Raw genomic sequence first — 14,777 nt, forward strand, 5'->3', positions numbered from 1 at the left:
TGAACGTGGTGCGCTTCGTGGCTTATCTTCCCGACCCTTTTCTCGACCTGATGCGTGCGGCCATGCCGCCGCATCTCTCCTTTGACGACTTCCTCGCCGCCTGCGGCCGCCCGCTGCGCCGCAGCATTCGGGTTAACACGCTGAAGATCTCAGTCGCCGACTTTCTGCAGCTGGTGGCCCCCTACGGCTGGCAGCTGACGCCGGTGCCGTGGTGCGAAGAGGGATTCTGGATCGAGCGCGAGAACGAAGACGCGCTGGCGCTGGGCAGCGCCGCAGAGCACCTCAGCGGTCTGTTTTATATTCAGGAAGCCAGCTCAATGCTGCCGGTCGCCGCCCTGTTTGCCGACGACAACCGGCCCCGCCGGGTGATGGACGTCGCGGCGGCGCCCGGCTCCAAGACCACGCAGATTGCCGCCCGGATGGGCAACGCCGGGCTGATCCTCGCTAACGAATTTTCCGCCAGCCGGGTGAAGGTGCTCCACGCCAACATCAGCCGCTGCGGCGTCAGCAACGTCGCCCTGACCCACTTTGACGGTCGGGTATTCGGCCCCGCGCTGCCGGAGGCGTTCGACGCTATCCTGCTCGACGCCCCCTGCTCCGGCGAAGGCGTAGTGCGTAAAGATCCCGATGCGCTGAAAAACTGGTCGCCGGAGAGCAATCGCGAGATTGCCGACACCCAGAAGGCGCTGATCGACAGCGCCTTTCACGCCCTGCGCCCCGGCGGGACGCTGGTCTACTCCACCTGCACCCTCAACCGGGAAGAGAATGAAGAGGTGCTGGCGTGGCTGCTGGCCCGCTATCCGCAGGCGGCTGAGATAGCGCCGCTGGACAACCTGTTTCCCGACGCCGGGCGGGCGCTGACCCCGGAGGGATTTCTGCACGTCTTTCCGCAGATTTACGACTGCGAAGGCTTCTTCGTGGCCCGCCTGCGCAAAACCGCCTCCGTGCCGCCGCTGCCGGCCCCCGGCTATAAGGTGGGTAAATTCCCGTTCACGCCGATGAAGGGCCGGGAGGCCGCCGCCGTTGAGCAGGCCGCCGCGGCCGTCGGCCTGCAGTGGAGCAACGACCTGCGCCTGTGGCAGCGCGACAAAGAGATCTGGCTTTTCCCCGAAGATATTGACGCCCTGGCGGGCAAAGTGCGCTTTTCGCGCATCGGCATTCGGCTGGCAGAGTGCTACAACAAGGGCTACCGCTGGCAGCATGAAGCGGTCATCGCCCTGCCCTTCCGCCCCGAGTTCGCCTTCGAGCTGAGCGAAAGCGATGCCGCTGAATGGTACCGCGGTCGCGACGTCTGGCCCGAGCCCGCCCCGGCGCAAAGTGAAGTTATCGTGACCTTTCAGGGACATCCTCTGGGGCTGGCCAAGCGCGTCGGCTCCCGGCTGAAGAACAGCTATCCGCGCGAGCTGGTCCGCGACGGAAAGCTGTTCACAGAAATGTCGTGATATAGTTCAAAAATTGCGCACTTTTTTACTGGAAATTATTTCCGTTTTGTCTAGGATGTAGTTGTGACGACCTACTGGTCGTACCACGCCCAGCAGACAACGGAGAGCACTATGGCTAAAACCAGCGTACGTATCGGCGCCTTCGAAATTGACGACGCCGAGCTGCACAGCGAGCAGCAAGGGGAGCGCACGTTAAGCATTCCCTGTAAATCCGATCCCGACCTGTGTATGCAGTTAGACGGCTGGGATGCCGAAACCAGCATCCTCGCCTTCCTCAATGGAGAAAAATCTGTCCTTTACCGCCAGCACTACGATCGCCAGTCCGATGCCTGGGTCATGCGCCTGGCCTGACTCAAGATGAACCCGCCCGCAGGCGGGTTATTTATTCCCTGCCCTGCCGTTTTCACCTACACTCACTTCAGGCTTTATGGTTTGAGGAAGAGATGTACGCTCTGGTTCTGTTTATCTGCTATCTCGACGGCGGCTGCGAGGACATCGTGCTGGATGTCTACAACAGCGAAACGCAGTGCATCCACGCAATGGACGTTCAGCGGCTACGCTACGGCGGCTGCTACCCGGTGGAAGATTACATCGACAGCTTCTGGCGCCCGGCGCAGGAATTCAGCGATTTTTAGGCGATAGCATTAACTGCAATTGCACCGCCTTGTCCAGTTTCGCTATTATTCTTGGTTATTCTGGCGTAAACAGAAAGAGTGGGTAATGAGCAAAACTGAAACAGCATTGATAGTTCTGGTTATGCTGATCCTCGCTTTTGGCATCTGGTTTATCTTCAGCGGCGCTATCTGGTCCTTCGTCAGCTACTTTGAAACTCTCCTTTATCCCGAATTACACACGCCGAAATAGTTATCTCCCGCCCCCCAAATCCGAGAAATGCCGCATTAATTGCGTAAAAGAAATGTTAAAGCGTTTTTTCCTGTGGTATAACGGATGGCAACGGAATACAGAGGTCAGGTTATTGTCAGAGGAGCTGATGATAACGGGCTGATTTCCCTTTAAATAAAAAGAGACCGAATACGAGTCCTGTATTCGGTCCAGGGAAATGGCTCTTGGGAGAGAGCCGTGCGCTAAAAGTTGGCATTGATGAAGGCTCAATCGCCTTGCCTTATAAGAATAGATGACCGTGGCAGGTTTTCCAGTCCGCAGCCCCTGCGAACGCAAAAAAACCGTGAGCTTAACGGCGAAAGAATAAAAAACCGCAGATTTTCCTCAACGGAAACTGCGGTTTTTTTTATTGTCCTGGCTGCGCTAATGCATTAAGTCAGCAGAGCTTTTCCGCTTTGGCGATAAACGGCGCGAGGCTCATCTTCGCCCCCGGATGCTGCGGATCGTCGATCTGGATCACAGACAGCGGCTGGGCGGAGGTTTTGCCTTCTTTCACTTCCTGCTCCGCCACGCCGTTTAGCGGATATTGCACCAGGGTGCTGGGATTAATCACGTACAGGGCGTTGCCGGGGCGGCAGGTCAACATCACCTCTTCGCGGTTGAAGGCCCATTTATCCTTGCCAATTTCAAACCGGCTGACGGTGATGATCTGCGGTGCCGCCAGCGCCGCGCCGGACGAGGCCAGCAGCAGCAGTGTCAAAACGATTTTTTTCATGTATTAACCAGTTAGTCAGAACGGCTCCCAGGTGGCGAACAGACTTACCGCTGCCAGCACCAGAGCGCCTAAAACAATTTCCGCCTGGGTGGTACGGACCAACAGCCGCTCAGCGCGCCGCCCGTTCGTCGCCAACCCCGGCACCAGAAGATACCTGTTTGCCAGCGCAATAACCACCATCAGCGCCACCAGAGCACTTTTCAGCAACAGCGCCCTCCCCCAGTCCGAATCCGACAGCAGCCGCCCCTGGATCAGCAGCGTATTAACCGCACCGCTGGCGATGACCCCGGCCACGGCGAGGTGGCCGTAGCGGGAGAAGCGCATCATGGCCGCCAGCGCCGCCTGCCGCCAGCGGCCGTGCGCCAGGCGCAGGCAGTAAAGAAACGGCAGCAGCCCGCCCAGCCAGGCGGCGCCGCACAGCAGGTGAAGCGTATGATTAATTCGCTGAAGCACGCCCGCCGTGCCGCCGTGCATCGCGGCGTGGCCAACGCTCGCCTGCAGCATAAACTGCCCGATGCACAGCACGAGCAGCAGCGCCGCCGCGCGGCGCGGGCGCAGAAGCACCGCCGCCAGCGTCAGCCAGGCAAGGACAATTTGCCACAGCCAGACGCTGCCGAAGCGGGTATCCGCCACCGCCTGCCAGATCGGCGGGCTGAGGACATCCGCCCAGCCGCTGCCCATCAGGCCGCCCTGGACAATCAATATCAGCGTTGCGCTGAGAGCATTGAGCCACAGCGCGCAGGCAAGGGTTGAACCGTAGCGGCGGCGCAGCAGCCGACGCAGGGGGTACGGCGCCCACCAGGCCGCATAAAGGGCGTAGCCAAAGGCGGCCATCAGCGCGGCAAAGTGCAGCAGCCTCAGAGCGATATACAGCGCGTCCAGCATCCGCTACTTCACGCGAAAGCGGTACTGGCCCTGGGTTTTGTGCCCGTCAACTGATACAACGTGCCATGACACGGTATAAGTGCCGGGCTCAAGCGCCTGCCTGACCGGCACCACCAGGCGAGCGGCGTCGTCGGGGCTGCGCGCGGCGGGTCCGGTAGCCGCAGGCGCATCGCCGGGTCCGGTCAGGGTTACGCCGCTAAACTTCTCCTCCACGCCCTCGGAGAAGGTCAGGGTCAGTTCGCCAGGGGAGACGGCGACTTCCGTATCCGCAGCAGGCTGCTGGGCCTTGAGGTGCGCATGGGCCCACGCCCCGGCGGCGCCGGTGAGGGAGATGAAGAGTATGCCTGCGCGCAGGGCGCGGGAAGCAGATGACGTCATGCAATCTATTCCTTGTCGTTATTTAACTGGAGTAGAGAATAACGCTGTATAATGGCTGCGTCGAGATTCGTTGCCGCCGGTCTTGCCATTCGCCGCGGCGATGGGTAACGTCTGACGCACAAGCATGAGGAGTAGAGAATGGAAATTAATCTGGCCCGCCTTCCCCAGCAGGAGATGGACAAGATCAATGTCGATCTCGCCGCGGCGGGCGTGGCGTTCAAAGAGCGTTACAACATGCCGATAGTTGCGGAAGTGGTTGAGCGCGAGCAGCCTGCGCACCTGCGGGACTGGTTTCGCGAACGTCTTATCGCCCACCGCCTGGCGTCCGTTAATCTGTCGCGCCTGCCCTATGAGCCGAAACAGAAATAAATCTTACTGACCGATACACTTCCTTACGCGCGGCCTGCTACTATCCAAGAATAGTCCGAAGTTACTAAGTGAAAGGAAGCCACTATGTCAGAATGGACCATTGCTGCGGCGCAGTACGACGACCGCAGCCACGATATTGCGCAAAATATCGCCATCCACCTGCGTTTTATTGCCGCTGCAGCCCGCCAGCGCTGCAGCCTGCTGCTATTCCCCGAACTCTCTTTAACGGGCGCGGCAAATGTTATACTCCCGCTCCGCGCCGATTCCGCTCTGCTTCAGCCGCTGTCGCAGGCGGCCGCCCGCTATCAGATGACCGTTATTGCCGGCGTGCCGCTGGCCGCAGACGGCGTTTCGCGCGCCGGCGTGGCCGTTTTCTCCCCCGATGCCGCCGCGCCGGTAACCTTTTATCAGGGCTGCGGTACCTGCCTCAGCCCGCACCCGCGCGGCACCATGCACTTCCCGGCCGCTGCCGAAGGGAGCGAACTCGACCCGCAGGCCTCCCTGCTGGCGACTGGCACCTGCACCTGCGGCTGCCAGCAGCAGCAGTCGGTCCAGCGCCTGCAGCGCCTGGCGCATAAGTATGCGATCACCGTCCTCAAGGCGAACTACGCCGGGGGCAGCGCGCTGTGGGACGACAACGGCCAGCTGATCGTCAGGGCCGATGCCGGAGAGCTGCTGCTGGTCGGCCGCCGCCGCGCGGCGTGCTGGGAAGGCGATATTATTCCGCTGCGCGAATGCCTGTCGCCCATTGACGAAATCGCCTGCGGCGCCTAACCTGCCCTTTTCTGCCGGGAGGGCGCTATGCTGCGCGTAATAGATACCGAAACCTGCGGTCTTCAGGGAGGCGTGGTGGAAATCGCCTCCGTGGATATCGTCGACGGCGAGATCGTCAATCCAATGAGTCACCTGGTGCGCCCCGACAGGCCTATCTCGCCTCAGGCGATGGCGATCCACCGCATTACCGAAGAGATGGTGGCCGACAAGCCGTGGATTGAAGAGATCGTGCCCCACTATCAGGGCAGCCGCTGGTATGTGGCGCACAATGCCAGCTTCGACAGGCGCGTCCTGCCGGAAATGCACGGCGAGTGGATCTGCACCATGAAGCTGGCCCGCCGCCTGTGGCCGGGCATTAAGTACAGCAACATGGCGCTGTATAAATCGCGCAAGCTCAGCGTGGCGACGCCGCCGGGGCTGCACCACCACCGGGCGCTGTACGACTGCTACATCACCGCCGCCCTGCTGCTGGATATCATCAAAACGACAGGCTGGACGCCGGAGCAGATGCTGGACGTAACCGGCCGTCCGGGGCTGATTACCACCTTCAGCTTCGGCAAATATCGCGGCAAGCCGGTCGCCGAGGTGGCGCAGAACGATCCCGGCTACCTGCGCTGGCTCAATAACAACCTCACTAATATGAGCCCCGAGCTGCGCCTCACCCTGAAGCACTGGCTCGGGGAGTAAACCGCGCTAGCGGACCGGCAGCGCGCCGCTGGCAAGCGCTATCAGGAAGCTATACTCCAGCGCCACACCCTCGTAGCTCTTAAAACGCCCCGACTTGCCGCCGTGCCCGGCGTCCATGTCGGTGCTGAGCAGCAGCAGGTTATCGTCGGTCTTCAGCTCGCGCAGCTTCGCCACCCACTTGGCCGGCTCCCAGTACTGTACCTGCGAGTCGTGCAGCCCGGTGGTGACCAGCAGGTGCGGGTAGGCCCGGGCAGCCACGTTGTCATACGGGCTGTAGCTTTTCATGTAGCGGTAATACTCCGGGTCCTGCGGATTGCCCCACTCTTCAAACTCGCCGGTGGTCAGCGGAATGGATTCGTCAAGCATGGTCGTCAGGACGTCTACAAACGGTACCTGCGCCACCGCGCCGTGAAACAGTTCGGGGCGCTGGTTGACGGCGACGCCCATCAGCATCCCGCCGGCGCTGCCGCCCATACCGTAGCATCGCGCCCGACTGCCGTAGCCCTGGTCCAGCAGCGCGTCGCAGACGTCGAGATAGTCGTGAAAGGTGTTCATCTTTTTGAGGAACTTGCCGTCCTCATACCACTGCTGGCCCAGCTCGCTGCCGCCGCGGACGTGGGCGATGGCGTAGACGAAGCCGCGATCGAGCAGACTCAGGCGGCTGCTGCTGAAGCTGGCGTCCATGCTGGAGCCGTAGGAGCCGTAGCCGTAAACCAGCAGCGGATTGTCGCCGCGCCGGAAGCCGTCGCGCCGGTAAACCAGAGACACCGGCACCTCCGCGCCGTCGCGGGCGGTCACCCACAGGCGCTCGCTCTGGTAGCGCGCCGGATCGAAGCCCTTCACCTCCTGCTGCTTCAGCGTCAGGCGCTCGCCGGTATCCATATCCAGTTCGTAAAGCGTCGTTGGCGTGGTCATTGACGAGTAGCCGTAGCGCAGCCGGGAGGTTTCCGGCTCCGGGTTCCAGGCAATCCAGCTGACGTAGGCCGGGTCGTCAAAGGTGATATCGGCGGATGCGCCGGTATGGCGATTGATCTGGCGCAGCAGCGTCTGGCCGCGCTGGCGCTCTTCCACCACCACCCAGTCGGTAAACAGCGTAAAATCCTCCAGCAACACCGCTTCGCGGGCGGGGATCAGGGTCTCCCACTGCGACTCCGCCGCCGACGCGCTGCGGTAGAGGCCGAAGTTTTTGCCTTCGCGGTTGGAGCGCAGATAGAAATGGTCCTGGAAATGGTCGAGGCTGTACTCGTGATCCTTTCTGCGCGGCAGGAAGGTGCGGGGCCGCGCGTCGGACGCGTCCGCGTCCAGCAGCAGCATTTCGCTGGCGGTGGCGCTGTCGACGTGGATCACAATGTAGCGCCGGGAGCTGGTCTTGCTCAGGCTGACGTAGAAAGTATCGTCCGCCTCCTCGTAGATAAGCTCATCCTCCGCCGGCGGCGTACCGACGCGGTGGCGCCACACCTGATAAGGGAGCAGCGTCTCGTCGTGCTTACGCACGTAGTAGAGCGCCGACGAATCGTTGACCCAGGCGCTGCCCGGCGAGACGTTCTCCAGCGCCTCGGGATACCAGCTGCCGTCGGTCAGATTTTTCAGCCGCAGCGTATACTGGCGGCGGGAAAGGACGTCCTCGGAAATCGCCATGATGGCGTTATCCGGAGAGATATTCAGCCCGCCGAGCGTGTAAAACGGATGCTCCGCCGCCCGCGCGTTGCCGTCGATCAGCAGCTCCCACGGATCCGCTTCGCCGCTCTGCGCCGGCTGGCGCTGATGCAGAGCGTACTCACAGCCCGGCTCGTAAACCTGACGGTAGCGGTAGCCGTTTTGCGTATACGGCGCGGAGGCGTCGCGCTGGGGAATGCGGTCGACAAGCTCCTGCAGCACCTGCTGGCGAAGCGCCTCCTGCGGGGCCATCACCGACTCAGCGTAGTCGTTCTCCTGGCGCAGGTAGTCCAGCACCTCCGGCCGCGCGCGGTCATCGTCGCGCAGCCAGTAGTAGTTATCAATGCGGGTATCGCCGTGGAGCGTCATGCTGTGGGGACGACGTTGAGCTTTTGGTGGCATAGCCTGGGCCTTCTGAAAAATAGAAGACCCTAGGGTGGCAAATGCGCAGGATCTTGCAACAAAAATCTGCGTCAGGTAGCCTGCAGCGCCTGTTTTTGCGCCGCCAGGTCACGCTCAATATCCTCGCGCACCTCCGGCGGGATCTTCAGCGCATCGCCCAGCGCGCTGAGGTAGCTGCGCTCCATAAAATGGTCGATATCAATGGCCGCGCAGCTCAGGAAATAGAGCTCCAGCGCCTCTTCCTCGCTGCTGACGTCCCGCGCCAGCAGCTCAGGTTCGAGCGGTTGGGCAATGGCCTTGTCTATCAGCGCCCGCCCCTGCGCCTCAATGCCCGCCTCGCGCAGCTGGCCGTCGATAGCCGCCCGCTCCTTGTCGTCAATATGACCGTCGCTTTTGGCGGCGAAGACGAGGGCGAGGATCAGCCGCTCGGTCCGGCGGTCCACCTCGAGCTCCCCGTCAGCCGGCCGGGGTGCCTCCTGCGGCGCGCCCTGCATTTTGCCCTTGTACTTATTCCACAGTACGGTTCCCGCCACCGCGCCGCCGCCGACCAGCAGCGCGCCGGTGCCGTATTTCGCCAGCAGTTTGCGCGAAGACTTGCTGGAGACCAGCAGGCCCGCCAGCCCGCCGAGGGCACCGGGTATCAGAAGATTGCTGAGCCCCTGCTGAGCGCCGGGCCGTGCGTCGCGGGTTCCCTGCCCCAGCAGAGACTGAAGTTGATTAAGCCAGTTCGACATCATTTTCCTCTCATTAATTAATCGCGCAGATCGCTCTAGCCTATGCGACCCGGCGTCAGGAAGTGTGTGCCAGACCTAAAGATGCGCAAATTCCGGCCCCGGCAGGGACATCGTCCGCAAGACAGACGCAAACGTTTTCGTATATACTGCGGCCAATTTTTTTAAGGAGTCTGATATGACCGTTCTGGGTACTGCGCTGCGTCCGGCAGCAACGAAGGTGATGCTGCTGGGCGCCGGCGAGCTGGGAAAAGAGGTGGCCATTGAGTGCCAGCGTCTGGGAATTGAAGTTATCGCCGTCGACCGCTATGCGGATGCGCCCGCGATGCACGTCGCCCACCGCGCCCACGTTATCAATATGCTCGACGGCCGGGCGCTGAAGGCGCTGGTTAATGAAGAGAAGCCGGACTACATCGTGCCGGAGATCGAGGCCATCGCCACCGACATGCTGGTCGCTCTTGAGCAGGACGGACAGCGGGTCGTGCCCTGCGCGCGGGCCACGCAGTTGACCATGAACCGGGAGGGCATTCGCCGCCTCGCCGCCGAGGAGCTTGCTCTGCCGACCTCCCGCTACCGCTTTGCCAACAGCGAGGAGAGCTTCCGGGCGGCGGTTGACGAGATTGGCCTGCCCTGCATCGTGAAACCGGTCATGAGCTCCTCCGGCAAAGGCCAGAGCTTTATCCGCAGCCGGGAGCAGCTGGATGCCGCCTGGCAATACGCCCAGCAGGGCGGCCGCGCCGGCGCCGGTCGGGTGATTGTTGAGGGCGTGGTCGACTTCGATTTTGAGATAACCCTGCTGACCGTCAGCGCCGCCGACGGCGTCCACTTCTGCGCCCCCATCGGCCACCGCCAGGAGGACGGCGACTACCGGGAGTCCTGGCAGCCGCAGCAGATGAGCGCCGCGGCCCGGCAGCGCGCGGAGCAGATTGCCCGCGAAGTAGTGCTGGCGCTCGGCGGCCACGGCCTGTTCGGCGTCGAGCTGTTTGTCTGCGGCGATGAGGTCATCTTCAGCGAAGTGTCGCCCCGCCCGCACGACACCGGCATGGTGACCCTGATTTCTCAGGATCTCTCCGAGTTCGCCCTGCACGTGCGCGCCTTTCTCGGCCTGCCGGTCGGCGGCATTCGCCAGTACGGCCCCTCGGCGTCGGCGGTCATTCTGCCGCAGCTTCACAGCACTGACGTGGTATTTGGCAACGTAGACGCCGCGCTCGGGGCAGGTATCCAATTGCGCCTGTTTGGCAAGCCGGAAATCGCGGGCAGCCGTCGGCTGGGGGTGGCGTTAGCCACGGCGGAAGATGTTGAGACGGCCGTAGATCGGGCCAAAGCGGCGGCCGCAGCCGTGGAGGTCAGGGGATAAAAGAGGAGATGCGCAGCGCCGGGCGGCGCTGCGCGTGGCGAAAAGTTACTTCGCGCCTTCCACCGCTTCGCGAGCGATTTTGGTAATGCGGTCGTAGTCGCCTGCTTCCAGCGCGTCCGCCGGCACCAGCCAGGAGCCGCCGATGCACAGCACGCTCTTCAGCGCCAGATAGTCGCGGTAGTTAGCCGGGGAGATACCGCCGGTCGGGCAGAAGCGGATGTGGGCGAACGGACCGGCAATCGCCTGCAGCGCCTTCACGCCGCCGTTGGCTTCAGCCGGGAAGAATTTGAACTCTTTCAGGCCGTAGTCCATACCCAGCATCAGTTCAGACACGGTGCTGATGCCCGGGATCAGCGGGATAGTGCCTTCGGTCGCGGCTTTCAGCAGCGGCTCGGTCAGGCCGGGGCTGATGGCGAACTGCGCGCCCGCTTCGGTCACTTCTTTGAGCTGCTGAACGTTAGTCACGGTACCCGCGCCGACGATAGCTTCCGGCACTTCTTTCGCGATAGCGCGGATGGCATCCATCGCACACTCGGTGCGCAGCGTCACTTCCAGTACGCGCACGCCGCCGGCGACCAGCGCTTTCGCCATCGGCACGGCATGTTCCAGTTTCTTAACCACAATCACCGGGACGACCGGGCCAGTGGTCAGGATAGCTTCTGCGGTTGTTTTCCAGTTGTTTTTCATCAAAGTGTTCTCTCGCCAAAACGGTACATTAAAATTTGATGCAGGTTGCGCCCTGCTCTGCGCCGGAGAAATTCTCGCGCAGCGCGCCAAACAGTTCGCGACCCGTCCCGACGCGGGATGCGCGCAGATCGGGAATGTGCGGCTTGCGCGCCGCCAGAACGGCGTCGTCAACCAGCAGCGTCAGCTCGCCGGTCTGGCCGTTAACGCGAATGATGTCGCCATCGTGCACTTTCGCCAGCAGTCCGCCGTCGAAGGCTTCCGGGGTCACGTGGATCGCGGAAGGCACTTTACCGGACGCGCCGGAGAGGCGGCCATCGGTGACCAGCGCAATTTTGAAACGGCGGTCCAATAATACACCTAACGGCGGCATAAGTTTATGTAATTCTGGCATGCCGTTGGCTTTTGGTCCCTGATGGCGGACGACAATCACGCAATCTTTATCCAGCAGCCCGGCTTCAAAGGCAGGCACCACGTCGTGCTGACTCTCAAAGACCACCGCCGGCGCTTCAATAATCTGATTTTCTACCGGCACGGCGGAGGTTTTCATCACCGCGCGGCCCAGGTTGCCGCTCAGCACCTTGGTGCCGCCGTGGTGGGAGAACGGTTTATCGAAGGAGGCAATCACCGCCTCATCCAGCGACGCCGTCGCGCCTTCGCGCCAGTCCAGTTCGCCATTATTAAGCCACGGCTCCATGGTGTAGCGGGAGAGCCCGTGGCCCGCAACGGTTTCTACGTCCTCATGCAGCAGACCGCCCTTCAGCAGCTCGCGCATCAGCACCGGCACGCCGCCTGCGGCGTTAAAGTGGTTAATGTCCGCCGGGCCGTTCGGATAGAGGCGCGCCATCAGCGGCACCACGTCGGAGATGTCGGAGAAGTCGTCCCAGTTGATAATAATGCCCGCCGCGCGCGCCATCGCCACCAGGTGCATGGTGTGGTTGGTCGAACCGCCGGTCGCCAGCAGGGCAACGATGCCGTTAACCACCACTTTTTCATCGAACATTTTGCCCAGCGGCATCCACTCATTGCCGTTGCCGGTCATGCGGGTGACCTGACGGGCCGCGGCTTCCGTCATCGCCTGGCGCAGCGGCGCATCCGGGTGAATGAACGAGGAGCCCGGCAGCTGCATGCCCATAAACTCGATAACCATCTGGTTGGTATTGGCGGTGCCGTAGAAGGTGCAGGTACCCGGCGCGTGATAGGAGGCGGCTTCCGACTCCAGCAGCGCCATGCGGTCGAGTTTCCCTTCGGCGTAAAGCTGGCGAATGCGCACCTTCTCTTTGTTCGGCAGGCCGCTGGCCATCGGGCCGGACGGAATAAAGATCGACGGCAGATGGCCGAAGGAGAGCGCCGCCATGGCAAGTCCGGGGACGATTTTGTCGCACACGCCGAGGAAAAGCGCGCCGTCGAACATATTGTGGGAAAGTCCTACCGCTGCGGACATCGCGATCACTTCACGGCTGAGCAGCGAAAGCTCCATGCCGTCCTGGCCCTGGGTTACGCCGTCGCACATGGCCGGCACGCCGCCTGCAACCTGGCCGACCGCATTAACGCTGTGCAGGGCTTTACGGATGATATCCGGATAGTGCTCGTAGGGCTGGTGGGCGGAAAGCATATCGTTATAGGAGGTGATAATCGCAATGTTGTTACGCAACATGCTTTTCAGCGAGGCCTTGTCGTCCGGCTGACATGCAGCAAAGCCGTGGGCCAGGTTACCGCAGGCCAGCGTCGAGCGCTGCACGGTGTTGGACTTCGCCTGATTAATACGCGCCAGGTAGGCATTACGCGTTTCTCGTGAACGCTCGATAATGCGGTTTGTTACGCGTAACAATGTCGGATTCATAGCATCTCCTTAATTCATACTGCCCAGGGGGATGGTAACCACAGCGTGGGTATGGATTGCTCAAGCGCGTGTGATATGGGGCCTGGGGGCAAATTCAACTACAAACAGTGTAGTTAAAAAAGCCCCAAAGGTGAATCCATTGGGGCATTTAAAGTACAAATAACAGAAGAGAAAGTGCGTCAGATCATGTTACCGGTAAAATCGCGTAATGACCGTTTTTGCGCCGCTATTCGAACTCGTTCCAGGAACGGCCGTCGCGGGTGATCATCGCCACCGAGGCGACCGGTCCCCAGCTGCCCGCCTGGTACGGCTTCGGCGCATCCTGATCGGCTGCCCAGGCTTCAGTAATGGAGTCAACCCACTTCCACGCCTCTTCTACCTCATCGCGGCGCACAAACAGCGCCTGAATACCGCGCATGGTCTCCAGCAGCAGGCGCTCATAGGCGTCGGCCAGATGCGTCTGGTTGAAGGTTTCAGACCAGCTCAGATCCAGCTTAGTCGTTTGCAGGTTATGTTTGTGGTCCAGGCCCGGCACTTTATTGAGGATCTGGATATCCACGCCTTCGTCAGGCTGCAGACGGATAGTCAGCTTGTTCTGCGGCAGCTCCTGCCAGGAGTCTTTAAACAGGTTCAGCTTCGGCGTTTTGAAGTAGACCACCACTTCCGAACATTTAGCCGGCAGACGCTTGCCGGTGCGCAGATAGAACGGCACGCCCGCCCAGCGCCAGTTGTCGATGTCGACGCGAATGGCAACAAACGTTTCCGTATTGCTGCTCTTATTCGCGCCCTCTTCCTCCAGGTAGCCCGGCACTTTTTTGCCCTGGGCAAAGCCTGCGGTGTACTGGCCACGCACGGTTTTCTCGCGCACGTTGCTGCGGTCAATGCGGCGCAGAGACTTGAGCACTTTTACCTTGGCATCGCGAATGCTGTCAGCGTTCAGCTCCGACGGCGGCGACATGGCGATCATGCAGAGGATCTGCAGCAGGTGGCTCTGGATCATATCCCGCATCTGGCCGGCTTGGTCAAAATAGCCCCAGCGGCCTTCGATACCCACCTCTTCCGCCACGGTTATCTCAACGTGATCGATGGTACGGGCATCCCAGTTGTTGACGAACAGGGAGTTAGCAAAGCGCAGCGCCAGCAGGTTGAGCACCGTCTCTTTACCGAGATAGTGGTCAATGCGGTAGACCTGACTTTCGTCAAAGAATTCGCCTACCTGATCGTTGATTTCGCGGGAGGTCGCCAGCGAGGTGCCGAGCGGTTTTTCCATCACCACGCGGGCCGGCGCGGCGTTAAGCTTCGCGGCGCCCAGACCTTTACAGATAGCGGCGAAGGTTCCCGGCGGCATGGCGAAATAGTTGATCGTGGCGCGGGCCTTCTGATCGAGCATTTTGCCGAGGCGGGAAAAGCCTTTGGTATCATTGACGTCAAGATTGCAGAAGTCGAGGCGCTTGCTGAGGGCGTCCCACAGGCCTTCATCAATCTTCTCTTTCATGAAGGTTTCCAGCGCTTCGCGCACCACTTTTTGGTAGGCCGCTTTATCCCAGTCGGCGCGTCCGACGCCGATTATCCGGGTCTCCGGATGGATCTGTCCTGCTTTTTCCAGCTGATACAGGGAAGGCAGCAATTTGCGACGCGCCAGGTCGCCCTTCGCGCCGAAAATGACCAGATCGCATGCCTGGGCCGTTTGCGTTACCGCCATGTCATTCTCCTTAGTTAGCCTGGCCGGTAGAGATACCGGCCACTCTTCGTAACTTTATTACAACGCACTGTACTGTGTTTACGCAGCCGCCGAAACCCTGATTGTCTGCTGACCGCAGTTAAAGGCATTTCTGGAAAAAAAAATCGCTTCAGCTGCGGACAACTGCCTAATTTTACACATTTATTACGATCCATGCACCGAATGTAAAAGTCGACACCGATCATGTAATGAAAAAAAACAACATAACCC

Annotated in this window: 16 protein-coding genes; 8 read left to right on the forward strand and 8 right to left on the reverse strand. The window is 61.1% G+C overall.

The window, feature by feature from the left end:
* Positions 1-17 precede the first annotated feature (17 nt).
* The 4 genes from rsmF (at position 18) to ENGE1_RS05970 (ending at position 2,306) form a co-directional block, all read left to right on the forward strand.
* A complete protein-coding gene (rsmF, locus tag ENGE1_RS05955; protein ID WP_225823407.1) occupies positions 18-1,442 on the forward strand; it encodes a 16S rRNA (cytosine(1407)-C(5))-methyltransferase RsmF in 1,425 nt (474 codons plus the stop codon).
* Positions 1,443-1,553: 111 nt separating this feature from the next.
* Positions 1,554-1,793 (forward strand): YebV family protein, encoded by a 240-nt coding sequence (locus tag ENGE1_RS05960; protein WP_043083371.1) that lies wholly within the window; start codon positions 1,554-1,556, stop codon positions 1,791-1,793.
* A gap of 92 nt (positions 1,794-1,885) precedes the next feature.
* Entirely contained in the window at positions 1,886-2,077 is a 192-nt protein-coding gene (locus ENGE1_RS05965) for a YdfD/YebW family protein (RefSeq protein WP_043083370.1), read from the forward strand.
* A gap of 85 nt (positions 2,078-2,162) precedes the next feature.
* Positions 2,163-2,306, forward strand: a complete 144-nt coding sequence (locus ENGE1_RS05970; RefSeq protein ID WP_144244730.1) for an Ecr family regulatory small membrane protein — start codon at positions 2,163-2,165, stop codon at positions 2,304-2,306.
* A gap of 415 nt (positions 2,307-2,721) precedes the next feature.
* Here the strand turns inward: ENGE1_RS05970 and ENGE1_RS05975 are convergent, their stop codons facing one another.
* The 3 genes from ENGE1_RS05975 to yobA are packed head-to-tail and all read right to left on the reverse strand — an operon-like array spanning position 2,722 to position 4,323.
* Positions 2,722-3,060, reverse strand: coding sequence for a YebY family protein (locus ENGE1_RS05975; RefSeq protein ID WP_043083367.1), 339 nt, complete (start codon positions 3,058-3,060; stop codon positions 2,722-2,724).
* A gap of 15 nt (positions 3,061-3,075) precedes the next feature.
* Positions 3,076-3,945 (reverse strand): copper homeostasis membrane protein CopD, encoded by an 870-nt coding sequence (gene copD, locus ENGE1_RS05980; RefSeq protein WP_048252908.1) that lies wholly within the window; start codon positions 3,943-3,945, stop codon positions 3,076-3,078.
* Between the two features lie 3 nt (positions 3,946-3,948).
* Entirely contained in the window at positions 3,949-4,323 is a 375-nt protein-coding gene (gene yobA / locus ENGE1_RS05985) for a CopC domain-containing protein YobA (RefSeq protein ID WP_043083365.1), read from the reverse strand.
* A 138-nt stretch (positions 4,324-4,461) separates the two neighbouring features.
* Here yobA and ENGE1_RS05990 point away from each other — a divergent pair, with 138 nt between their 5' ends.
* The 3 genes from ENGE1_RS05990 to exoX all read left to right on the forward strand — a co-directional run bounded on the left by ENGE1_RS05990 (position 4,462) and on the right by exoX (position 6,153).
* Positions 4,462-4,692, forward strand: coding sequence for a DNA polymerase III subunit theta (locus tag ENGE1_RS05990; RefSeq protein ID WP_045289165.1), 231 nt, complete (start codon positions 4,462-4,464; stop codon positions 4,690-4,692).
* 84 nt (positions 4,693-4,776) lie between these two features.
* Positions 4,777-5,466, forward strand: coding sequence for a nitrilase-related carbon-nitrogen hydrolase (locus tag ENGE1_RS05995; protein ID WP_048252907.1), 690 nt, complete (start codon positions 4,777-4,779; stop codon positions 5,464-5,466).
* 27 nt (positions 5,467-5,493) lie between these two features.
* Positions 5,494-6,153 (forward strand): exodeoxyribonuclease X, encoded by a 660-nt coding sequence (exoX, locus tag ENGE1_RS06000; RefSeq protein ID WP_048252906.1) that lies wholly within the window; start codon positions 5,494-5,496, stop codon positions 6,151-6,153.
* 6 nt (positions 6,154-6,159) lie between these two features.
* Here the strand turns inward: exoX and ENGE1_RS06005 are convergent, their stop codons facing one another.
* Positions 6,160-8,211, reverse strand: coding sequence for a prolyl oligopeptidase family serine peptidase (locus ENGE1_RS06005; RefSeq protein ID WP_048273091.1), 2,052 nt, complete (start codon positions 8,209-8,211; stop codon positions 6,160-6,162).
* A gap of 71 nt (positions 8,212-8,282) precedes the next feature.
* Entirely contained in the window at positions 8,283-8,945 is a 663-nt protein-coding gene (locus ENGE1_RS06010) for a tellurite resistance TerB family protein (protein ID WP_048252976.1), read from the reverse strand.
* Positions 8,946-9,120: 175 nt separating this feature from the next.
* Here ENGE1_RS06010 and purT point away from each other — a divergent pair, with 175 nt between their 5' ends.
* Entirely contained in the window at positions 9,121-10,299 is a 1,179-nt protein-coding gene (gene purT / locus ENGE1_RS06015) for a formate-dependent phosphoribosylglycinamide formyltransferase (protein ID WP_048252904.1), read from the forward strand.
* 45 nt (positions 10,300-10,344) lie between these two features.
* On the opposite strand, the gene kdgA is transcribed toward purT, so the two are convergent.
* The 3 genes from kdgA to zwf form a co-directional block, all read right to left on the reverse strand.
* A complete protein-coding gene (kdgA, locus tag ENGE1_RS06020) occupies positions 10,345-10,986 on the reverse strand; it encodes a bifunctional 4-hydroxy-2-oxoglutarate aldolase/2-dehydro-3-deoxy-phosphogluconate aldolase (RefSeq protein ID WP_045289169.1) in 642 nt (213 codons plus the stop codon).
* Positions 10,987-11,014: 28 nt separating this feature from the next.
* Positions 11,015-12,826 carry a phosphogluconate dehydratase gene (gene edd / locus ENGE1_RS06025; RefSeq protein WP_048252903.1) on the reverse strand — a complete coding sequence of 604 codons (1,812 nt, stop codon included), beginning with the start codon at positions 12,824-12,826 and terminating at the stop codon, positions 11,015-11,017.
* 226 nt (positions 12,827-13,052) lie between these two features.
* Positions 13,053-14,528: a glucose-6-phosphate dehydrogenase gene (gene zwf / locus ENGE1_RS06030; protein WP_043083350.1), complete on the reverse strand. Its 1,476-nt coding sequence runs from the start codon at positions 14,526-14,528 to the stop codon at positions 13,053-13,055.
* Positions 14,529-14,777 lie beyond the last annotated feature (249 nt).

Source organism: Pluralibacter gergoviae ATCC 33028 = NBRC 105706 (assembly GCF_001598855.1).
Classification (GTDB): Bacteria; Pseudomonadota; Gammaproteobacteria; order Enterobacterales; family Enterobacteriaceae; genus Pluralibacter; species Pluralibacter gergoviae.